Annotated in this window: 18 protein-coding genes and 1 tRNA gene; 5 read left to right on the top strand and 14 right to left on the bottom strand. The window is 36.0% G+C overall.

The features are described from left to right. Positions 1 to 5 precede the first annotated feature (5 nt). Complete coding sequence (fruA, locus tag A9G38_RS09885; RefSeq protein ID WP_034912598.1) at positions 6 to 1,700, top strand: PTS fructose transporter subunit IIBC; 1,695 nt, start codon at positions 6 to 8, stop codon at positions 1,698 to 1,700. A gap of 63 nt (positions 1,701 to 1,763) precedes the next feature. On the opposite strand, the gene A9G38_RS09890 is transcribed toward fruA, so the two are convergent. Next, a complete protein-coding gene (locus A9G38_RS09890; RefSeq protein ID WP_034912660.1) occupies positions 1,764 to 2,339 on the bottom strand; it encodes a TIGR00730 family Rossman fold protein in 576 nt (191 codons plus the stop codon). Positions 2,340 to 2,487: 148 nt separating this feature from the next. Between A9G38_RS09890 and A9G38_RS09895 the strand changes: the two genes are divergently transcribed. Continuing rightward, a tRNA-Asn gene (locus A9G38_RS09895) sits at positions 2,488 to 2,563 on the top strand. Positions 2,564 to 2,890: 327 nt separating this feature from the next. On the opposite strand, the gene mutT is transcribed toward A9G38_RS09895, so the two are convergent. The 5 genes from mutT to A9G38_RS09920 form a co-directional block, all read right to left on the bottom strand. Next, the gene (mutT, locus tag A9G38_RS09900) at positions 2,891 to 3,295 is read right to left on the bottom strand and encodes an 8-oxo-dGTP diphosphatase MutT (RefSeq protein ID WP_034912603.1); all 405 of its coding nucleotides are present in this window, start codon (positions 3,293 to 3,295) and stop codon (positions 2,891 to 2,893) included. 120 nt (positions 3,296 to 3,415) lie between these two features. After that, positions 3,416 to 6,148: a preprotein translocase subunit SecA gene (gene secA / locus A9G38_RS09905; RefSeq protein ID WP_034912607.1), complete on the bottom strand. Its 2,733-nt coding sequence runs from the start codon at positions 6,146 to 6,148 to the stop codon at positions 3,416 to 3,418. Between the two features lie 77 nt (positions 6,149 to 6,225). Then, on the bottom strand, positions 6,226 to 6,576 hold the full coding sequence (locus A9G38_RS09910; RefSeq protein WP_034912611.1) for a hypothetical protein: 351 nt from the start codon (positions 6,574 to 6,576) through the stop codon (positions 6,226 to 6,228). 204 nt (positions 6,577 to 6,780) lie between these two features. Further along, positions 6,781 to 8,325: a multicopper oxidase family protein gene (locus tag A9G38_RS09915; protein WP_034912614.1), complete on the bottom strand. Its 1,545-nt coding sequence runs from the start codon at positions 8,323 to 8,325 to the stop codon at positions 6,781 to 6,783. A 120-nt stretch (positions 8,326 to 8,445) separates the two neighbouring features. Then, positions 8,446 to 8,823 (bottom strand): hypothetical protein, encoded by a 378-nt coding sequence (locus tag A9G38_RS09920; RefSeq protein WP_034912623.1) that lies wholly within the window; start codon positions 8,821 to 8,823, stop codon positions 8,446 to 8,448. A gap of 219 nt (positions 8,824 to 9,042) precedes the next feature. On the opposite strand from A9G38_RS09920, the gene A9G38_RS09925 reads away from it, so the two are divergent. Both A9G38_RS09925 and folA read left to right on the top strand, forming a co-directional pair. Further along, the gene (locus tag A9G38_RS09925) at positions 9,043 to 10,107 is read left to right on the top strand and encodes an MJ1255/VC2487 family glycosyltransferase (RefSeq protein WP_034912628.1); all 1,065 of its coding nucleotides are present in this window, start codon (positions 9,043 to 9,045) and stop codon (positions 10,105 to 10,107) included. Positions 10,108 to 10,117: 10 nt separating this feature from the next. Continuing rightward, complete coding sequence (gene folA, locus A9G38_RS09930) at positions 10,118 to 10,621, top strand: type 3 dihydrofolate reductase (RefSeq protein WP_034912631.1); 504 nt, start codon at positions 10,118 to 10,120, stop codon at positions 10,619 to 10,621. Positions 10,622 to 10,669: 48 nt separating this feature from the next. Here folA and relA read toward each other — a convergent pair whose 3' ends face one another. From relA to A9G38_RS09970, 8 genes are all read right to left on the bottom strand, one after another. Next, positions 10,670 to 12,928, bottom strand: coding sequence for a GTP diphosphokinase (gene relA / locus A9G38_RS09935; protein WP_034912633.1), 2,259 nt, complete (start codon positions 12,926 to 12,928; stop codon positions 10,670 to 10,672). A gap of 3 nt (positions 12,929 to 12,931) precedes the next feature. After that, a complete protein-coding gene (rlmD, locus tag A9G38_RS09940) occupies positions 12,932 to 14,275 on the bottom strand; it encodes a 23S rRNA (uracil(1939)-C(5))-methyltransferase RlmD (RefSeq protein ID WP_034912636.1) in 1,344 nt (447 codons plus the stop codon). Between the two features lie 12 nt (positions 14,276 to 14,287). Continuing rightward, positions 14,288 to 14,776: a pantetheine-phosphate adenylyltransferase gene (coaD, locus tag A9G38_RS09945; protein WP_034912639.1), complete on the bottom strand. Its 489-nt coding sequence runs from the start codon at positions 14,774 to 14,776 to the stop codon at positions 14,288 to 14,290. Between the two features lie 169 nt (positions 14,777 to 14,945). After that, positions 14,946 to 15,944, bottom strand: coding sequence for a galactose-1-epimerase (gene galM, locus A9G38_RS09950; RefSeq protein ID WP_034912641.1), 999 nt, complete (start codon positions 15,942 to 15,944; stop codon positions 14,946 to 14,948). Continuing rightward, on the bottom strand, positions 15,935 to 17,092 hold the full coding sequence (galK, locus tag A9G38_RS09955) for a galactokinase (RefSeq protein ID WP_051634232.1): 1,158 nt from the start codon (positions 17,090 to 17,092) through the stop codon (positions 15,935 to 15,937). Before galK ends, galM begins: the two co-directional genes overlap by 10 nt. Further along, positions 17,093 to 18,142 carry a galactose-1-phosphate uridylyltransferase gene (gene galT / locus A9G38_RS09960; RefSeq protein WP_034912645.1) on the bottom strand — a complete coding sequence of 350 codons (1,050 nt, stop codon included), beginning with the start codon at positions 18,140 to 18,142 and terminating at the stop codon, positions 17,093 to 17,095. A 44-nt stretch (positions 18,143 to 18,186) separates the two neighbouring features. Further along, positions 18,187 to 19,203, bottom strand: coding sequence for a UDP-glucose 4-epimerase GalE (gene galE, locus A9G38_RS09965; RefSeq protein ID WP_034912648.1), 1,017 nt, complete (start codon positions 19,201 to 19,203; stop codon positions 18,187 to 18,189). 44 nt (positions 19,204 to 19,247) lie between these two features. Continuing rightward, positions 19,248 to 20,522 carry an MFS transporter gene (locus tag A9G38_RS09970; protein ID WP_034912651.1) on the bottom strand — a complete coding sequence of 425 codons (1,275 nt, stop codon included), beginning with the start codon at positions 20,520 to 20,522 and terminating at the stop codon, positions 19,248 to 19,250. 548 nt (positions 20,523 to 21,070) lie between these two features. On the opposite strand from A9G38_RS09970, the gene A9G38_RS09975 reads away from it, so the two are divergent. After that, on the top strand, positions 21,071 to 21,328 hold a 258-nt coding region (locus A9G38_RS09975), incomplete at its 3' end, for a transposase (RefSeq protein ID WP_141671662.1).

Genomic DNA, 21,328 nt, shown 5'->3' on the forward strand with positions numbered 1-21,328 from the left:
TATTCATGAATATATATATTATTGAAGGTAGTAATACAGGGCCAGTAAATGAACGTTTGGCTAAAGCGGAATTAGCTTTAGCCGCAAACGAATTAAATCTAAATCTGGTTGATAATGCAACATCGGCTGATGTTATAGTTGCAGTAGGTTCTGGAACTATCAGTGATAAAGCAGTTGTTGGTAAAAAGGTTTATGCCGTTGATGATTTAAATCAAATTTTTGCTAACCCAAAACAGATTTTAACAGATGCGCAAAGTAAAGCGAGTGTTTATCAACAAACAGCCGAAGCTATGCCTGCCTCAAGCAATAATACCAGTGTAAAACGTATTGTTGCGGTAACCGCATGTCCAACAGGTGTTGCTCACACCTTTATGGCAGCAGAAGCGATTGAAGAGGAAGCCAAAAAACGTGGATGGTGGTGTAAGGTTGAAACACGTGGCTCAGTTGGTGTCGGTAATGAATTAACACCAGAAGAAGTGGCTTCAGCCGATGTTGTAATTGCGGCTTGTGATATTGATGTTGATTTGAGTAAATTTGCAGGTAAAAAACTTTATCGCACCAAAACAGGTCCAGCTCTGAAAAAAACAGCACAAGAATTTGATAAAGCATTTGAAGAAGCAACCGTATATCAACCGTCATCAAATACTTCAACCGCTAAATCAAGCAACGAGAAAAAAGGTATTTATCAGCACCTTCTAACAGGTGTATCTTATATGTTACCAATGGTGGTTGCAGGTGGTTTGATTATTGCGCTTTCATTCGCTTTTGGTTCATTTGAAATGGTTGATGGAGTACAAAAATTAATTGGAGAATCGCATTTAGCCGAAATCGGTGGTCTTGCTTTCTCACTTATGGTGCCACTGCTTTCAGGTTATATTGCTTATTCCATTGCTGACAGACCCGGTCTTGCACCAGGACTTGTTGGCGGTTTGCTAGCAGTTTCGACGGGGGCTGGCTTTTTAGGTGGAATTATTATTGGTTATTTTGCAGGTTATCTAGCACTATTAATCACTAAATATTTACCATTACCAAAAAGTCTAGAGGCATTGAAACCAATATTAATCGTACCACTATTTGCAACGCTTATTACCGGTCTTGTGATGCAATTTATTGTTGGTACGCCTATTGCGTGGTTAATGAACGTTGTAACAGTGTGGTTAAATTCAATGGGTACAGCCAATGCCGTTATATTGGGCGCTATATTAGGTGGCATGATGTGTACTGATATGGGTGGACCAATAAATAAGGTTGCTTATGCATTTGGTACAGGTTTAATTTCAGCGCAGGTTTATGCTCCAATGGCAGCGGTTATGGCTGGGGGCATGGTTCCACCTTTAGCAATGGGAATTGCGACATTGATTGCGCGCAAAAAATTTGCTAAAACTGAACAAGAAAGTGGTAAGGCTTCATTGGTATTAGGCTTATGCTTTATTTCAGAAGGAGCAATTCCATTTGCTGCGCGCGATCCATTACGTGTTATCCCATGTTGTATTGTCGGTGGTGCTATTACGGGTGGTATGGCGTTAGCCTTCGGTTCAACATTAATGACGCCGCATGGTGGTTTATTTGCTTTAGCAATTCCGGGCGTTGTTAAACCAGTAGTTGGTTACTTATTGTCTATTGTTGTTGGTGCCGTTATTGCTGGTGTAGCATATGCATTTATTAAACAACCAGAGTCAGAAGCTGTAACTGCTGCGTAATTTTAAACATATAAATAAAAGCGCCATCAAGTGATGGCGTTTTTATATAATATGACATTTAAGCTATTTTTTTACCCAGCGCTGTAAATCTTTAGGGATAAAATGATCCATTTGTTGTAGTATAGTTCGATGATCTTCCGAAACAATTAATGTTTTATAAAAACTATCTCGAACAAAACCTTCATTCACTGCATGTTGCAAAAAATTAAGCATTGGTTGCCAAAATTCTAACACATTAAATAATGCAACGGGCTTTTCATGATAACCTATTTGCATTGCTGTCCAAACTTCAAAAAATTCTTCTAAAGTTCCAGTTCCTCCTGGCATTGCAATAAAACCATCAGCTAATTCCGAAAGTCTTGCTTTGCGTTGATGCATATTATCCACTACTTCTAAACGAGTGATACCGTGGTGTGCTGTTTCGGCTTTGACTAAACGTTCAGGAATAATACCAATCACCTCACCGCCGTGCGCAAGTACTGTATTAGCAATAATTCCCATTAAACCTTTATTACCACCACCATAAATTAGCCGTCGATTTTGTTCTACTAAAGTTTTGCCTAATTGTTCTGCTTGTGTACGATATTCTAATTGGTTTCCTTCGCTTGCTCCGCAAAAAATACAAATATTTTTTTTCATAAATGCCATTTTACCTGTTAATAATATATTTAATTATCTTAGCATATCTATAGATTAATTTGATTACAAGCTGAGCAGTTAATTCTATTTGCTGTTTTAGAGATTGACATTGGTGTTATATATAGTTAATATTCATTCCGTTAAGTGTTCCTCCATAGTTCAGTCGGTAGAACGGCGGACTGTTAATCCGTATGTCACAGGTTCAAGTCCTGTTGGAGGAGCCAATTTCCGAATTTATAAAACCTGCTTATGGCAGGTTTTTTTATATGCAACCCATTCTGATTATTCGTTTCGTTATTACAGCAAATAGACCTAAATCCGAGTTTATTGGGTATGTATTTAGCCATTGCCAAATGGATTATTAGTTAAAATAGGATCAAAGCTTTGTGATAGTAAATTTTTGCTTTAGCATTGTGTTATTCTCGGCGCGGGGAAACAGCGTACAGCTGTTTTATGAACTAAATATAATAGCTCTAAAATCATACAAGAAACTAATTTAAGTTAAATAAACAAAACTAAACTCGCGAACAAGCTAAATTGTAATAACTAAGTTATATTTGTTTATCTAAGTTTTTAAGCATTTCGATGATCGGTCGATTGGCGTCAGGGAATTCGTCGGCATTCAGATCTTCTTGGTCAACCCAACGACTTGGTTGGCCTTCTTTAGCAAAAGGGACTCCATCCCACTCTTCAACTAAATACGCATGAATTGTAATATCTCGATCATCATAACTGTGGTTAAAGGTATCTAAAAATTGGGCTTGGTGGATATGAATGTCAACTTCTTCAGCAATTTCTCGTTGTAAGGTTTGATATGGCGTTTCTCCGATCTCGATTTTTCCACCAGGAAACTCCCAAAAACCAGCAAGATGAGAGTCTTCACCGCGTTGGGTGATAAATATTTGACAATTTTGTGAACGAATAATACCTACAGCAATTTCAATATGTTTATTCATAATTCTATTTGCCTATGAGTAAAATTTTAGGGGAAAGTTGTGACTTTCCCTTTCAACCTATTGTCGATCCTAATCGACGATTTTAGGATCAACTTTGCTTGATGATACTAAATTTTTTCTTTACTGAACAGCACCATGGCAATGTTTATATTTTTTACCTGAACCACAAGGGCATGGATCATTACGACCAACTTTGGCTTGAGTTCGTACTATTGGTTGCGAAGAAGCGCCTGCTGATAGTTCTTCACTTTCGCCATTTATACTCGCTACCGAATCATGGTTAGCTTGTTGTTTGGCCATTAGTTTTTCCATTTCTGCTAGGCGTTGGCGTTCAGCTTCGTCAACTTCTTCTTGTGAGCGAATTTGTACGCGACTCAAAATACCAATAACATCATATTTTAATGATTCTAGCATGTTAGCAAACATATTAAATGATTCACGTTTATATTCCTGTTTTGGATCTTTTTGTGCATAGCCGCGCAAATGAATACCTTGGCGTAAATAATCCATAGCTGCTAAATGTTCTTTCCAAAGCGTATCAAGTGTTTGTAACATAACACTTTTCTCGAAATGTCTAAATGCTTCAGCTCCAGCCATGTTTTCTTTTTCTAAATATTTGTCTTGAGCAATTTGTAAGATTCGTTCACGCAATGTTTCTTCGTGCAGATTTTGCTCTTCATCTAGCCATTTTGCGACCGGTAAATCCAAGTCAAAGTCTGTTTTTAGCGCAGTTTCAAGACCTGGTATATTCCACATATCTTCAATTGATTGTGGTGGAATGTATTGGTCAATTAAAGTGTTAAATACATCACCTCGAATTGAATCAATGGTATCCTTTATATTGGTATTATCAAGTAAGCCGTTTCGTTCTCGGTAAATTACTTTACGTTGATCGTTGGCGACATCATCATATTCAAGAAGTTGTTTACGAATATCAAAGTTGCGACTTTCAACTTTCTTTTGAGCATTGGCAATGGCTTTTGTGACCCATGGGTGTTCAATAGCTTCACCTTCTTTCATACCCAATTTACGCATCATATTACCCATACGATCAGAGGCGAAAATTCTCATCAATGGATCTTCCAGTGATAGATAAAAGCGTGAAGCGCCAGGGTCACCTTGACGTCCTGCACGACCTCGTAGTTGGTTGTCGATACGGCGTGACTCGTGACGTTCAGTACCTAAAATATAAAGTCCACCTAACTCAATCACTTCTTCGTGTTTTGTTTGCCAAGCTTGTTTCGCTTTTTCGATGTCTTCTTGTGTTGGATTTTCAATTTTTGCTATATCATTTTGCCAGTTACCACCGAGCATAATATCAGTACCACGACCAGCCATGTTGGTTGCAATAGTAACTGCACCTTTACTCCCTGCATTAGCAATGATTTCTGCTTCTTGAGCATGGAATTTAGCATTTAGGACATTATGTTTGATACCTGCTTTTTTAAATGCTTGTGAAACTAATTCTGATTTTTCGATTGATGCTGTTCCGACTAAAACAGGTTGACCGCGTTTTACACATTCTTGTACATCAGCTACAATTGCATTTATCTTTTCCTTTTCGGTCATATAGACAAGGTCGGATTGATCTTTTCGTTGCATTGGGCGATTAGTTGGAATAACAATCGTATCTAAACCATAAATTTGGTTAAACTCAAATGCTTCAGTGTCAGCAGTACCTGTCATGCCCGCTAGTTTTTCATATAAACGGAAATAGTTTTGGAAAGTAATTGAAGCCAGTGTTTGGTTCTCATTTTGGATTTTAACGTGCTCTTTTGCTTCAACAGCTTGATGTAAACCATCAGACCAACGTCGACCATCCATTGTTCTTCCAGTATGTTCGTCAACGATGATAATTTCGTTATCTCTGACAATATAATCAACGTCGCGATGGAATAGGTGGTGAGCGCGTAGGGCTGCATTAACGTGATGCATCAATACGATATTGCTCGGTGCATAAAGTGACTCATCACCTTTCATGATACCTTGTTTTATCAGTAATTCTTCAACTTTAACTAAGCCTCGTTCTGTTAAGTTAACTTGGCGAGATTTTTCATCAATTGAGAAGTCACCATCACCTTGGAACTGGTCAGAGTCTTCTTTTTCTTGACGGGTCAAGTAAGGAATGATTTTATCAACGCTAATATATCTGTCGGAACTATCTTCCGCTTGACCTGAAATAATCAGAGGTGTTCTTGCTTCATCAATTAAAATTGAGTCAACTTCATCGACTAAGGCGTAATGCAATGGACGTTGTACTCGAGCATCTTTGGTAAATACCATATTATCGCGTAGGTAGTCGAAACCATATTCATTATTGGTACCATAGGTGATATCTGCGTTGTAAGCCTCACGTTTTATGTGTGCGGGCATATTTGGCAGGTTAATCCCTACAGTTAAGCCCAAAAATTCGAATAAAGGACGATTATTTTCAGCATCTCGCTGCGCTAAGTAATCATTAACCGTAACAACGTGTACACCTTTACCTGTTAGTGCATTTAAGTAGGCAGGTAATGTCGCTGTTAAAGTTTTACCTTCACCCGTACGCATTTCAGCAATGCAACGTTCATTTAATACCATACCACCGATTAACTGCACATCAAAATGACGCATGCCAAATACACGTTTACTCGCTTCACGTACCACTGCGAAAGCTTCTTCCAAAATATCATCTAATTGGGTCCCAGAGGCAATCTTTTGTTTAAATTCTGTGGTTTTTGCTTTTAGTTCATCATCGGTTAATGCTTCCATGGCTGGTTCAAGTGCATTAATTTTTTCAACTCGTTTACGCATACTTTTTAATACGCGCTCATTGCGGCTACCAAATACTTTTGTTAATAATTTTAATAACATAACTTTTCTCTTGTTTTTTAATACGGATTTTAAGGCTTTTACCTTGAATAAAAATTAGTTTTATTTGTGCGTAAATTCTAAGAGGTAGTTTTTGGTCCAGCTCGTATGCCGTTGTAAGGGGATAGTCGGATTGCCTTGCTATGGGAAAGATCATCATAATTGGGCGTTATTAAAAGTACTACAGTATGCTGTTTTGGGGAACATGATAGTGCTAGTGTTGGTAACTTTCTTTGTGCTGTTTCTCTGTGATCTTGTACAATGGATGTAATAGCAATAATTCCACTGTGCGAAACATCAGATTCCGATGGAAGCGCTTCGTTTTGACATAAACCAAACCCAGCAGCAATCACACCTAATAATAAGTGCGATAAAGCGGTTTTGATAATCAATCGTTTGTTGAGTTTTTGCCAATAGTTGATGACGATCATAATCTGCGCATTTTAGCATTTTTTAGCAAAATAAAAAACCCTTATTACAAGGGGAATAATTTAATAAAAGGAATTTTAATAAGATGATAGGTTTATAAAAACTCGCTTTTTTTCGGTAATGATAAGCGAGTTTTTGTTAATTTAACTTCCCTCAATCCAACCATACTAAAAATTGAATCAAGGAAAGGGATAAAAGAATAAATATTATTCCACCATTAATTGCCCCATCATGCCAGTTGTTTCATGTTCAATAATGTGACAGTGATACATGCGAAGCCCAGGAAGATTTTGCTGTATTTTGATGGTAAGTTTTTCGTGTGGCCGTAAATTAATGGTATCTTTTAAGGCAATATAATCAGGCTGAGTTTTTTTACCATTTAACTCGTGCGATTGTACAATAAATTGTGCGCCATGGATGTGGAAATTGTGATCCATATGGGAGTTATTAAATATTGTCCATTCTTCAATATCGTGAATTTTGCTTTTTAGATCAATTCGCGACATGTCATGACGTTTACCATTAATTAAAAATAACACACCACCACGCGGCTCTTTCATGTCCATTACTTCGGTATATTCCAGTAATTTATGGACGACAGCTGGCCCCATATTAGGTAGTTGGTTTAATGTGTTTGGTAAGGTGATTGGCTCGGATTTAGTCAGTGTTAACTCACCTAGTATTATATCTTGTTCTGGCGGTACATTGCCCATTTTATTGCGATCATATCCGATTGATTGTAAATATACAGTACCAGTTTGTTTTGGTATTATGACTAATTCAGCACGTTCAGCCGGAGTTAATAATAAGGGTTTGGTAAGCAGGTAGGGTTTAGCTAATAGTCCACCATCAGTGCCAACTAAAAAGACATCGCAGTTAGGGATAGAAAGATTGAGATATCGACCTGAACACGAATTCCATACTCGGATATGTGTGGCTGAATCTATTTTGATTTTTGGGCGGTAACTGCCATTTATTAATACAAATTGGCCTTCACGTCCATTCATCCAATCGACCATTGAATTATCAGCAATTAGACCTTTGTCGGTTAATTTTAAGTCAGAAAAGAACCAATTTTGTTCAGGGAACGATGCAAGTGGATCGTGTTTGCTACGAACAATAAATGTACCAGCTAAACCTCGATAAACTTGTTCGGCTACTGTATTATGTCCGTGAGGATGATACCAATAAGTGCCAGCAGTACCTTTAGGAATGATAAATTCATAAGTTCGACTGCCTCCTGCTGGAATTTCGTTTTGTGGGTTTCCGTCTTGATCAGATGGAATGAGCAAGCCGTGCCAATGAACTGTCGTTGATTGAGTAAGTTCATTTTTTACGGTGATTTTAACATGGTCTTCTTCAAATACTTCGATTTTCGGACCAGGTATCATTCCATTATAGGTCCAAAATTCCGTGGTTAAATCTGGTGTTAACGCAATTTTTGTTGGTTTTATATGTAATGTTGCTTCAAAAACACCTTTTTGCTTGCTCTCATTTTTTAAGTTGGTCAAAGTTGGTAGATCTATTCCTTGTGGTAGTACTGAAGTCGATAAAAGTTTTTGCGACATTTGATTGTGATTCATGTCCATATTCATGTGTTGGTGCATATTATCCCCCTTTTGACATTCATCAGAATTAGTATCACACATTGTGTCATGCATATTATTGTTCCCCATTTGGGCTATAGCTTTAGTTGCGACCAATCCACCGATAGCTGTGGTAATATTTATCAAAAAATTTCGACGTTTCATGATGTTCCTCAAAATAGTTAATTTTAACAATAACCTGATGGTTATACTGATAAAACAAATATCAATATAATTCAGTTATTGCTTCTAGTGTTACTTACTGCTTTTATTTACATAAACCAATTAAACAGCTTGCGGTGGTCTTAACTCTGGAATAAATTCGTTATATTGTAGAATAGGCTTAATGGGCAGATATCGTTCACTGCTAGACGAAATATAAAGTTTTGCAGGAAAATTAGAGTTCAAAATATTACAGGTTGAACACTGATGAAACAAAGCACAAGCTGATATGATTGTGTTTTTTCGCAAAACCAAAACTGGCTCGTTAGAAATAGATTCGTGTTTAGGTGTTAATTCAGATGTGGAATGAGCAGAATGACAAGTTAAAGCTGGTGATAATAATAAGTTAGATAAATGCCATGAAGAATAACTAAACAAAAATAGTATTGATGCTAATACAATTATTTGGCAAATTGGTTTATTTTGGGGTGTTATAGGCATCTTGATATCTCGCTATTTTTTGTAAAATAAATAATAGCCCTACTTAAAGTTTAAATATCACCTTGATATAACTAGTTTAATTTAATTGTATTGATTTGTCGACTTGTCTATTAATATATTAAAAATACTAAAATTTTAAGTTAATGTGTAAAAAAATAAGATAATTATGACGTGTTCTGGTATGATATTTAACAATAATAATTGGCAAATAATATTGATATGAAGATTCTTTTTGGTGTTCAAGGAACAGGAAATGGCCATGTCAGTCGTTGTAGAACTTTAGCTAAAGCATTAAAAAAAGTTGGAGCTGATGTTGATTATATTTTTAGTGGACGTGATCCTAAAGACTATTTTGATATGCAAGTTTTTGGTGATTATAAGACTTATCGAGGTGTAACCTTTGCAACACTAAATGGTAAAATTAATTTTCGTAAAACCATACAACGAATTCGTGCTTTCAGGCTGATTAAAGACGTGCGGGAACTCGATTTATCAAAGTATGATTGTATTATTAGTGATTTTGAGCCAGTCACTGCTTGGGCCGCACATCATCAGCAACGTGACTGTTTAGGTATAAGTAATCAGGCCGTATGCCAATATCTTAAACCTAAAGAATATGGGTTAGTTGCCAATGTAATCATGAAATATTATGCGCCAGTTACTAAGCCTATTGGTTTGCATTGGTTTCATTTTGGGCATAAGTTATTGCCACCGATGATTGATTCATTTAATGCCACACCAACAGAAGATGGCAGCATTGTGGTTTATTTGCCGTTTGAAGGTATAGATGAGATCATTGGTATGTTAAACCAATTTCATGATCGTCAATTTATCTGTTTTCACCCAGATATAAAGCAAGAATCGCAACGTGGTAATATTAATTTTCAACCTCTTAGTCGTGATAGTTTTACGCAGGCTTTAGTCAATTGCTCTGGCATTATTTCAAATACGGGCTTTGCATTGATTTCTGAAGCATTAACGCTTGGTAAAAAGATTCTTACTAAGCCTGTTGCAGGTCAATTTGAACAAATTTATAATGCTCAATGTTTACGATCTCTTGATATGGCAACGGTTATGGAAAGTTTAAACTGTATCAAACTTAAGTATTGGTTAGATTTACCTTCACCAAAACCAATAATATACCCTGATGTTGCTACAGAATTGTCTAATTGGATCGTTGCTGGACAAAAAGAGTCGTTACTTTCTTTAAGCGAACGACTTTGGAGTCAAACCATCTTTCCTGAGCATGTCAATCAGCGAATAAAATCTTTAGGGTATGTGTAAAGGAACGGATATGACATTAAGTATTATTGTAGCCATGGCCGATAATCGTGTAATTGGCTTAAATAATCAAATGCCTTGGTATTTACCTGCAGATTTGGCATGGTTTAAAAAAAATACACTTAATAAACCTGTTATTATGGGAAGAAAGACATTTGAGTCTATTGGCCGTCCACTACCAAATCGTCATAATATTATTATTTCAAAGCAAGCACCAAGTGAACCTAATTCAATTCAAAATGTAAGTTGGGTTCAATCAATTGATGCCGCTATACTGTTAGCACAAAAACAGAATGTTGATGAGGCATTTATTATTGGTGGTGGTAATATTTATAAGCAGACTTTACCGTTAGCAAATCGACTTTATCTAACGCATATAGATGCGGAACTACAGGGAGATACCCATTTCCCTGATTATTCACCTGAGCAATGGCAAGTTATTTATCAAGAAGGACACCAACCTGACGATAAAAATGGCTATTCATATCAGTTTGAAATTTTAGAGAGAAAGCAATAAATTTTAAACTTAATTGCCACTAAAAAGTGGCAATTTAACATGTGTTAATTAACCTTGAAAACGTTTAGCTTCAATAACATCGGGTAGTTGTTTTATTTTATTGAGCACTCGATTTAACGAATCCTGATCAAAAATTTCCATATCTACTTCGATAGTGGCTAATTGTTGCTTCATATCTGAGCGACTTATTAGACCAAGTACATTAACCTTTTCATTAGCTAAAATCGTAGTGATATCTCGCAATAAACCACTTCGATCGTTGGCAACAATCTTTATCACCATGGCATAACTTGATTGGGTATTGTTGTTCCAAACAGCGTGAGTAATACGTTCAGGCGCATGATTTTTAAGGTCTTGCAATTGCTCACAATCAGCTCGGTGAATTGAAATACCTCGCCCATGAGTTACAAACCCCACAATTAGATCGCCAGGAATAGGGCGGCAACAGTTTGCAATGGTATACATTAAGTTACTCACACCCTCAATAATAATTTCACTGCCTTTTTTGTTGTTGAATTTATTAGTATTTTTAGATTGTATATTCGTTTTTTGGGCAATCTGTTTTAATGCTGCTTCATCTTCCTCTTCAGCAGTTGGTTTATTAAATTGTGCATTGATAAAATTAACTAATTGATTAATCCTTACATCACCACTACCAATACCTGCTAATACCTCGTCAAATGAATGAGCGTTATATTTATTAATTAAGATTTTTTCGACACTTTTTATACTAATGTTTAAAGGTTCAAGTTCGCTTTGTAAAATTTGCTCACCTGCAGCGATATTTTTATCGCGATCTTGCTTTTTAAACCAGGCTTGAATTTTAGCTCTGGCACGACTACTATTAACGAATCCTGTATTCGGATTTAGCCAATCTCGACTAGGATTTGGTTGTTTTTGGGTAATGATTTCAACTTGATCGCCCATTTTTAAATTATAGGTAAATGGTACAATTCGCCCGCCTACTTTGGCTCCAATACAGCGGTGACCCACATCGCTATGTATATGATAAGCAAAATCAAGTGGAGTTGACCTAGCAGGCAAGTCAACAACATCACCTTTAGGCGTAAAAACATAAACTCGGTCATCAAAAATTTGGCTACGAACAGCTTCTTGTATTTCACCACTTTCCGACATTTCTTGTTGCCATGTTAATAATTTACGCAACCAAGAAATTCGTTGATCATAAGCTGTCATTTTGTCGGTACTGCCTTCTTTATATTTCCAATGTGCAGCAATACCTAGTTCAGCCTCATTGTGCATTTTTTCAGTACGAATTTGAATTTCGATTGCTTTATCTTGTGGACCATAAACAACAGTATGGATCGATTGATAACCATTTGGTTTAGGATTTGCTACATAATCGTCAAATTCTTTTGCGATATGTTTATAATGGCTGTGGACAATACCTAATGCATTATAACAATCTTCAATACGATCGCAGATAATGCGCACAGCACGAATATCATATAAATCTTCGAATTGAAGGTGTTTACGCTCCATTTTTCGCCATATACTATAAATATGTTTAGGACGACCGTATACCTCAGCTCGAATATGATCTTGATTCATCAAATCTTGTAAATGGCTTACAAATTGTTTGATGTACAGTTCACGATCTAATCGTTTTTCTTGCAATTTTTTTGCTATTAATCGATATTCATCTGGATGTAAATAGCGGAAGCAGAAATCTTCTAGCTCCCATTTTAATTGACCTATGCCTAAACGGTTGGCTAAAGGCGCATAGATGTTAAAACATTCTTTAGCTGCAAGGACCTGTTCTTCTTGAGGTGCATTGATTAAATTGCGTAAGTAGGTAATGCGTTCTGCCAATTTAATCACTACACTTCTGAAGTCATTTACCATCGCTAGTAGCATTCGGCGAATACTATCAATTTGTTCGGAAGTAGCACTGCCGTTACGAATTGCTCGTAATTGGCGAATTTCTTTCATCCTAACAATACTAGAAATAATATGAGAAATTTCACGATCAAAATCTTCTGGAATATCTTCTCGGCGAATAATTTTGCTATCAACAAAAGGAAGCAATAAAGCCGCACATAAACTATTAATATCCATATTAAGTGTCGATAGAATTTCGACCATTTCTATCGCATTTTGGAAACAGAAAATTTGCTCTGATGCACCTGCGCTGTTTTCAAAACAAAAATCCCAAACTTCTCTAAACTTCTTATAAGATGCAGGATTAGTTAATAACAATTCTTGTTTTACCCATTGTTCTACATCAAATTGAGCAAGGGAATAGTGTTCTTCACTATGTTGGTGTGCGCCTCTAATAGATACCATAACTTATGTTCCTGATTTTATTAGCAACAACATTGATTCAATGTGTTTGGTTTGCGGAAACATATCTAAAATAGCAATTTGAGCAATTTGATATCCTGCATCGATAAGTTGTTTACTATCTCGAGCTAGTGTAGCAGGATTACACGATATATAAACAATTTTTGATGGTGCTAATTTTGCAATTTCTATTGTTGCATTAAACGCTCCTGCTCTTGCTGGATCTAATAATACTTTATTATAATTATATTGTGATTGACTCCATATCGAAAATTGTTGAGAATCATCTAAATTGCTGGTTAAAAAATTAGTTTCCGCACAAATCTCAGTATTATTTAATATAGCGTTGAATTTTGCTTTTTCAACCAAGGTATCAACACCTTCAATTCCCGTTACAGTTTTACTTAATTTTGCTATAGGTAACGAAAAATTGCCCATTCCGCAAAACAGATCTAAAACCCGATCTGTTGGTTGTAAAGTTAGCCAGTTAAGCGCCTGTTCGATCATCTTTTGATTAATTTTACAATTTACCTGAATAAAATCTAGAGGGCTGAATGTTAATTTTAAATGATTAATTAAATAAAAATGCTCAGTATTACCGGCAATATGTATTAAATCATCGCCGTGAAAATAAAGTGAAATATTGTTATTTTCGGCAAATTCTTTTAATAGGTTAACATCATGATTGCTTAGAGGCATAGTGTGCCTTAAAACAAGAATAATACCACTATCGACCGAAATTAGTTCAACGTGACCCAGTACTTTTTTCTGTTTTATGTTATTGAGCATGCTTTGTAATGGTGCTAGCAATGAATCTAATTCATCAACTAATACAGGACAATGTTTGATATTGATTATTTGATTAGATTCTGCTTGGCGAAATCCAATTGCTAATCGGCCTTTAACAATATTAATTGAAAGTCTTGCACGTCGACGATAATGGTAAGGTTGATCGGCAATAATTTGCGGTGAATTTTTAACGATATTTGATAAAGGTTGTCCTGTTTCTTTTTGTAATAGATTTATCAACGCATTATATTTTGCTTGTTGTTGCATATGTGGTGCAATATGTTGTAGCTCACAACCTCCACATTGTTGATAATATTCACATAGAGGTTTAACGCGGTATTTGCTTTGATTATGATATCTAATGACTTTAGCTTTAGCGTAATTTTTCTTATTTTCAGTTAACTCAATATCAACGGTTTCATCAGGCAAGGCTGATTTTACAAAAATTGTTTTACCTTTATGGTTGGCCACACCTTGCCCAAAGGCATCTAAAGATGAAATAGTTACTGTCAATTTTTGTGGTGTGAACTTTTTTCTTTGTGGAGTGTAAAAATTAACCATAGACGTTTTTATTTATGTTAAGCGTTTTAATAAAGCTGTTTTGACATGTAGTGGTACTAAATTTGTTATATCACCGTCATGGTAGGCAACATCTTTCACTATTGTTGATGAAATAAATCCCATTGCAATTGATGGCATTAAAAAGATAGTGTCTAAATCAGATTTTAATGCACGATTCATTTCGGCAAGTTGCCTTTCGTATTCAAAATCGTGTGTTGTACGAACGCCTCGAACGATAACCGTGGCATTATGGGTTTGTGCAAAATTAGCCATCAAATTGTCAAAACCAATAACTTCGACATTGAGTAAATGTTCAACTGCTGTTGATGCTAAATTCACGCGTTCTTCTAGATTAAAGAGTGTTTTTTTATTAGGATTTTCGGCAATAGCAACAATTAATCGAGGAAACAGTAACGAAGCTCGTGTCACAAGATCAATATGACCATTAGTGATGGGATCAAAAGTACCCGGAAAAATAGCAGTTAAACTTTTGCTTTTCATATTTAATATTATCCATTAGGTATGATGACTGTATCATACCTAATTTTACTTAGGATTGTTAGTTTAACCGTGCAAAATTCTTTTGCTCAATTTGCTGGATTTCTAGTAATGTAAATATGAAAAAGCTAGATGTTATTAATATACAGCAATAATTAAGTCAAACAACTTATTAATTTATAAAAAATTGGTAAGCAATGTAATGTTCATATATTTGTTTTGGTTGTAAAAAGCAGCTTGGTTGTGGCCAGTCAGGATGATTAGGGCTGTCCGGTAAAAATTGGCTTTCTAATGCTATGCCAGCAAAATTTCCATATTCACCATTATGCCGGTTTGGTGTATGTTGTAAAAAGTTACCTGTATAAATCTGTAATGACGGTTTGGTTGTAGTAACATTCATTGTTACTTTTTTATCAGATGAAATGAGTTGAGCGGCTATCGCTTTGGTTTTATCTAATAAATAAGCATGATCATAACCACCAGTTATTTGCCTTTCTGCGCTTTCAAGTAGTTTTTCCGATAAAAGTTTTGGTTGACGTAAATCCATATCGTGCATGGCAACACTAACTAAATCCTTATTAGGGATACCATTGGCATTAACTGGCAAATAATAGTTAGCATTTACTTTTAATCTGTGATTAAGTACATCCTTGCTTATTTCACCATCTAGATTAAAGTAAGCATGATTAGTCAAATTCACTGGCGTAGTTTTTGTTGTAGTTGCATTAAACAAGATAATTACTTGATTGTCATCGGTTAGTTTATACGTTACAGTTACATTCAGCTCACCAGGAAACCCTTGATCACCATCAGGTGAAATCAAAAGGAAAGTCACTTGCTGATCGGAGCAAGATTGAATTAACCATAATTGTTTATCGAAGCCTAATTTGCCGCCGTGTAACTGATTTACACCTTGATTCGCGGTGAGATGATATTGTTTATTTTCAATATTAATAGTAGCATTGGCAATACGGTTAGCATATCGGCCTATTGTAGCACCTAAATAGGCATCCTGTTGTTGGTATTGTTCAAGTGAGCGACAGCCGAGTAATACTTCTCGATTCTGTCCATTAACGGGCAATTCACAGGAGAGCCATGTAGCTCCCCAGTTTGAAAGTTTTATTCGCATTCCTTGTTTATTGGACAGTTCAATAATTTGCGTTATAGGCATATCGCGTGTGCTCCTTCACTTGGTTTACAGACATAAAAATCTTCTTTAATACCGAATTTTTTAGCATAACTATCGCTAACAACCGTTTTAACAGCATCAACTTTATCTTTTGGTACTAATGCCACAACACAACCACCAAAGCCACCGCCTGTCATGCGAACACCGCCTTGTTCACCAATTACACCGTGAATTATTTCAACTAGATAATCAATAGCGGGGACTGTAATTTCAAAATCATCACGCATTGAATTGTGACTCTGTGCCATGAGTTTTGATAATAATTTATAATCACCATCTGTAAGAGCTTGTGCTGCTTTTAGTGTGCGTTCATTTTCAGTGATTACATGATGAGCTCGTTTAAAGACAATTGGATCGAGCGTGTTTTCAATATGTTGTAATTCAGTTAAGGACGCGTCTCTTAAGGCTTTTACCCCAAGAGCTTGAGCTGCTGCTTCACACTGTTTGCGTCGAGTATTATATTCACTATCAACTAATCCTCGTTTGATATTTGAATTGATGATAACCACAGCAAAATCTTTAGGAATTGAAACTGGTTTAACTTCTAATGAACGACAGTCAATTAACAATGCATGTTGGCTTTGTCCAAGGGCAGATATTAATTGATCCATGATACCACAATTGCAACCAACAAATTGGTTTTCGGCCTCTTGACCAATTAAGGCTAACTTGGTGCCATCTAAAGCTAAGTTGTAAAGAACTTGGAACATTTTAGCTACCGCAACCTCTAGAGATGCTGATGAACTTAGTCCTGCTCCTTGAGGAACGTTTCCACTAATAGCAAAATCGACGCCATGGATATTATTTGCATATTTTTTTAAGTGTTTTACCACCCCACGTATGTAGTTAGCCCACATATAATCCGGATGTTTTTCAATAGGAGAATCTAAAGAAAATTCATCTTGTTGATTATCATAATCAACCGCAATAACTCGGACAAGATTATCAGAACGTTTGTGACAACTTATTATCGTTTGATAATCGATGGCACAAGGTAAAACAAAACCATCATTATAATCGGTATGCTCGCCAATCAAATTTACACGACCGGGGGCTTGTATAAGTGTATCGGGTTTATAATCAAATTTAGATTCAAATGCTTGTGTAGTAGCTTTGATTAATGCGTTCATCTATTTATCCTTTTTGTCTTTATAATGCACATCACTAACGTTACGTAACCTTTCAGCTGCTTGCTCTGGGGTTAAATCACGTTGTACTTCGGCTAACATTTCGTAACCTACCATAAATTTTTTTACTGTGGCGGAACGTAATAAAGGGGGATAAAAATGTGCATGTACTTGCCAATAATCATTTTTATCTTGCATAAATGGCGCACCATGCCAGCCCATAGAGTATGGGAAAGAGCAATGAAATAAATTATCGTAGCGACTCGTTAATTTTTTGAGCGCAATAGCTAAATCACTTTGTTGTTCGTCATTTAATTGGGTTAATTGTGGAATGTGAGTTTTTGGTAATAATAATGTTTCAAATGGCCATATTGCCCAAAAAGGAACAACGGCAAGCCAATACTTGGTTTCTACAACGATTCGCTCACGATTAATAAGTTCCTTTTCAGCATAATCAACCAATAAATTGCGATGATATTTTTCAAAGTAATTACGCATATTTAGATCTTCGCGGGCAATTTCATTTGGTAAAAAGCTATTTGCCCAAACTTGTCCATGTGGATGAGGATTAGAGCACCCCATTGCTGATCCTTTGTTTTCAAACACTTGTACCCAAGGATAGTTTTCGCCCAACTCTTGCTGCTGTTCTATCCAGGTTTTAATTACTCCTTCAATTGCAGGTAAATCAAGTTCAGGTAATGTTTTACTGTGATCGGGTGAAAAACAGATAACTCGACTAGTGCCTTTTGCGCTTTGCATTTGGAATAATGGATCGGCGTTTTTTGGTGATTCTGGAGTATTTTCCATTAGTGCTGCAAAATCATTAGTAAAAACAAATGTTCCCTTATATTGGGGGTTGATATCTCCTGTTACCCGTTTATTTCCTGGGCACAAAAAGCAAGTCGGATCATAACTTGGTTTTTGCTCTTCGTTTAATACTTCTTGTTGCCCTTGCCATGGGCGTTTTGCCCTATGTGGTGAAACAAGTACCCATTGATTGGTCAATGGGTTGTAACGACGATGAGGATGGTCAACTGGGTTAAAAATATCCATTTTTGCCTCTTCTGTTAATTTTGTATGTTTTATAAAATGTATTGTTAATCAGGATAGCCTTGAGGGTTATTTGATTGCCAATTCCAAGAATCTTTTACCATGTCATCAAGCGTGAGTTTGGTTTTCCAACCTAATATTTGCTCAGCTTTATTAGCATCAGCCCAGAATGCTGGTAAATCACCTGCTCGTCTTGGGGCAAAGTGCCAATTAAGAGGTTTTCCTGATGCTTTTTCAAAAGCTTTAATGACTTGTAATACGCTATAACCAACACCTGAGCCTAAATTGTAAATATGCACACCAGCTTTGTTTTGATCGGTTTTGAGTGCAGCGATATGCCCATCCGCCAAATCAACAACATGTATAAAATCACGAACGCAAGTTCCATCTACTGTTGGATAATCATTACCAAAAACAGCTAATGACTCTCTTTTGCCTACAGCAACTTGGGTAATATAAGGCATAAGATTATTAGGAACACCAAGTGGGTCTTCGCCCATTAATCCACTTGGATGGGCTCCAACAGGATTAAAATAACGTAGTAAAGTTAGTGACCAATCGGGCTCAGCAACGGCTAAGTCCATAATACATTGCTCAACCATTAATTTACTTTTTCCATACGGACTAGTAGGTAAACCTTGCGGTAATGTTTCAACATAAGGAACAGGGGCTAATTCGCCATAGACCGTGGCCGACGAGCTAAATACTAACTGTTTAACGCCTGCAGCTCGCATTGCTTTCATCAGTACGATACTGCCGTAGACATTGTTTTCATAATATTCTAGTGGTTTGTGAACTGATTCACCGACGGCTTTTAGGCCAGCAAAATGGATCACCGCTTTAATGTCATGTTCTGAAAAAATCTTAGTTAATAGTTTTTCATCGCATACATCGCCTTGATAAAAAATGACGGATTGCCCAGTAATTTTTTGTATCCTATCCAGTACTGATGCTTTACTGTTAAACAAATTATCAATAATAATTGGTGTATAGCCAGATTTAATTAGTTGAACACATGTGTGACTTCCTATATATCCACAACCACCAGTTACTAATATTTTCATAATAAAACCTTCATCTAGTCAATAATAGTTATAGTGAGTGTCTGCTAATCTTCAGACCCTTCACTGTTGTTATGTTTCCACAGATCCCATGGTCCACGCCCTGATAATGTAAAGGATGAAATAAGCGTAAAACTAAATGCGATCAAGCCAAGGATTAAATATGCTCCTTCGAAACCTATTTTAACATACATTAACCCTGCAAAAGTGGACATAAACATGATAGATAATTGTTTTGCAAAACAAAATGCGATTAAGTAAACGGTTGCTGATAAGTGAATAGGGAAGTGTTTGGTAATATATTTAAATGCACCGACAAGTAATAAAGGTGCTTCGAACATATGTAGCGTTTTTAATATCACCACTTCAACTGCTGTACTGGCAAATGCTGAACCTGTAATACGAATAGACATGATAGCACCAGCAATAAGTAATGTATTTTTACTGCCTATTTTCATTACAATCAGAGGAGCAAAAAACATCACAGTGGCATTTAAAAATTCACCGAGCGTAGTTACATAGCCGAAAGCTTCACGACCCACTTGTTCGTTAGTAAAAAATGAGGTGAAAAAGTTTGCAAATTGTTGATCAAATACATCATAAGTACAAGCAACCCCAATTATGTAAAGCATGAAGAACCATGTCTTACGCATACTTAGTAAATCAAGGGCAAGTTTTAGATTGAATGGCTTTGGTTTATTTAATCCCATTTGCTCAACGACTTCAGTCGTTGTGGTTTTTGCAGGATCGGCGATTTTAACTAAAATTAAAAGAATCAATGCAAATCCAGAACATAACCAAAAAACGGCATTGACATCTTTAGAAATCATAATTCCAACAAACGAAGCACATATAGCCCAACCAAAACAGCCAAACATACGACAACGACCAAATTCAAATCCACTACGTCGACTTATTTTTTCGACAAGAGCTTCAATAGCTGGTGCACCACCACTAAATACCATACCAAGATAAAGCCCTCCAACAATTGCGCCCAAGGTGACATTTAATTGAAGTAATGGCCCTAAAACGAAGATAAAAAATGGACCAAATAGTACAAGAAGAAGTGTGATAACCCAAAGAAGGTGTTTCTTTAACCCTAGTTTATCAGAAATTAACCCGAATAAGGGTTGAAAAAAAAGCGCAAATAGTGAAATAAATGAAAAAACGTACCCCGTATTAGCCTCATCAAGCCCATTCATTTTTAGCCAAACAGGAAAAAAAGGGCTGTATGCTCCCATAATAAAAAAGTATAGAAAGAAGTAGAGACTGAATATCCAATAATTCTTATTACTTAGTGATGACTTTATTTTTTGATTCATAATGAACTTCCTTTGTTAGGCTTTAAATGATCACACAATCATTTAAAAAACTTTTACATGTATATGAACAGGTAAGTTATTTGTTGGGGGCGATAATAGCACTAAAATAATTTTGAAAAAGTGATCTAGATAACATTCTATGAAATCGGTTACATTTAATGTTAAATTAATTTTTGTTAAAAAGTTTCAGGTAGATATGTGTTTGAGTATAATTTTCGTGTTTTATGATGGCAATAATGCAAATTAAAGATCGTCAATCTGCTAAAGAGAAGGTTTAAAATAATTAATTGGAATAAAACAAATAAAGTGCAGCTATTGATTGAAATCGATTACATTTTTCTGTTTACACTTTCTTGAGTCTATTGTAATTGACTATGATTTAAGTAAGCTAAACAATTAACATTTATACTGAAACGTATATTTACCTGAAACTTTTTGACAAGGAATTTTTTATTAATTAGGGCGTGTTGATCTTTCATGATTATTTTTTAGACGGCATGATGTGAGTTATAATAATTCAGCCAAAAACAACCATAACTCGATTCATCATGCCAAGAACAATGCTAACAGATAAACGGTGGGAAAAGCTACTACAAATAATGAAAAATACCGGCCGAGTTTATAATAAATCCGAGCATCGGATGACGTTTGAAGGGATCCTTTTCCGAATGAGAACCGGTATTCCTTGGCGAGATTTGCCAGAAGAGTTTGGTGAATGGAGCACTGTCTATAGGCGATTTAATTTGTGGTCTAAAAAAGGAATATTAGTTGATATTTTCAAACATTTATCACAACTAGCGGATTTT

The organism is Gilliamella sp. Imp1-1 (assembly GCF_001690415.1).
In the GTDB taxonomy this organism is placed as follows: Bacteria; Pseudomonadota; Gammaproteobacteria; order Enterobacterales; family Orbaceae; genus Gilliamella; species Gilliamella bombi.

Bases quoted from the DNA above. Each gene is read 5' to 3' on its own strand.
- fruA (WP_034912598.1), top strand. From the start codon at position 6: ATGAATATATATATTATTGAAGGTAGTAATACAGGGCCAGTAAATGAA.
- A9G38_RS09890 (WP_034912660.1), bottom strand. From the start codon at position 2,339: ATGAAAAAAAATATTTGTATTTTTTGCGGAGCAAGCGAAGGAAACCAA.
- mutT (WP_034912603.1), bottom strand. From the start codon at position 3,295: ATGAATAAACATATTGAAATTGCTGTAGGTATTATTCGTTCACAAAAT.
- secA (WP_034912607.1), bottom strand. From the start codon at position 6,148: ATGTTATTAAAATTATTAACAAAAGTATTTGGTAGCCGCAATGAGCGC.
- A9G38_RS09910 (WP_034912611.1), bottom strand. From the start codon at position 6,576: ATGATCGTCATCAACTATTGGCAAAAACTCAACAAACGATTGATTATC.
- A9G38_RS09915 (WP_034912614.1), bottom strand. From the start codon at position 8,325: ATGAAACGTCGAAATTTTTTGATAAATATTACCACAGCTATCGGTGGA.
- A9G38_RS09920 (WP_034912623.1), bottom strand. From the start codon at position 8,823: ATGCCTATAACACCCCAAAATAAACCAATTTGCCAAATAATTGTATTA.
- A9G38_RS09925 (WP_034912628.1), top strand. From the start codon at position 9,043: ATGAAGATTCTTTTTGGTGTTCAAGGAACAGGAAATGGCCATGTCAGT.
- folA (WP_034912631.1), top strand. From the start codon at position 10,118: ATGACATTAAGTATTATTGTAGCCATGGCCGATAATCGTGTAATTGGC.
- relA (WP_034912633.1), bottom strand. From the start codon at position 12,928: ATGGTATCTATTAGAGGCGCACACCAACATAGTGAAGAACACTATTCC.
- rlmD (WP_034912636.1), bottom strand. From the start codon at position 14,275: ATGGTTAATTTTTACACTCCACAAAGAAAAAAGTTCACACCACAAAAA.
- coaD (WP_034912639.1), bottom strand. From the start codon at position 14,776: ATGAAAAGCAAAAGTTTAACTGCTATTTTTCCGGGTACTTTTGATCCC.
- galM (WP_034912641.1), bottom strand. From the start codon at position 15,944: ATGCCTATAACGCAAATTATTGAACTGTCCAATAAACAAGGAATGCGA.
- galK (WP_051634232.1), bottom strand. From the start codon at position 17,092: ATGAACGCATTAATCAAAGCTACTACACAAGCATTTGAATCTAAATTT.
- galT (WP_034912645.1), bottom strand. From the start codon at position 18,142: ATGGATATTTTTAACCCAGTTGACCATCCTCATCGTCGTTACAACCCA.
- galE (WP_034912648.1), bottom strand. From the start codon at position 19,203: ATGAAAATATTAGTAACTGGTGGTTGTGGATATATAGGAAGTCACACA.
- A9G38_RS09970 (WP_034912651.1), bottom strand. From the start codon at position 20,522: ATGAATCAAAAAATAAAGTCATCACTAAGTAATAAGAATTATTGGATA.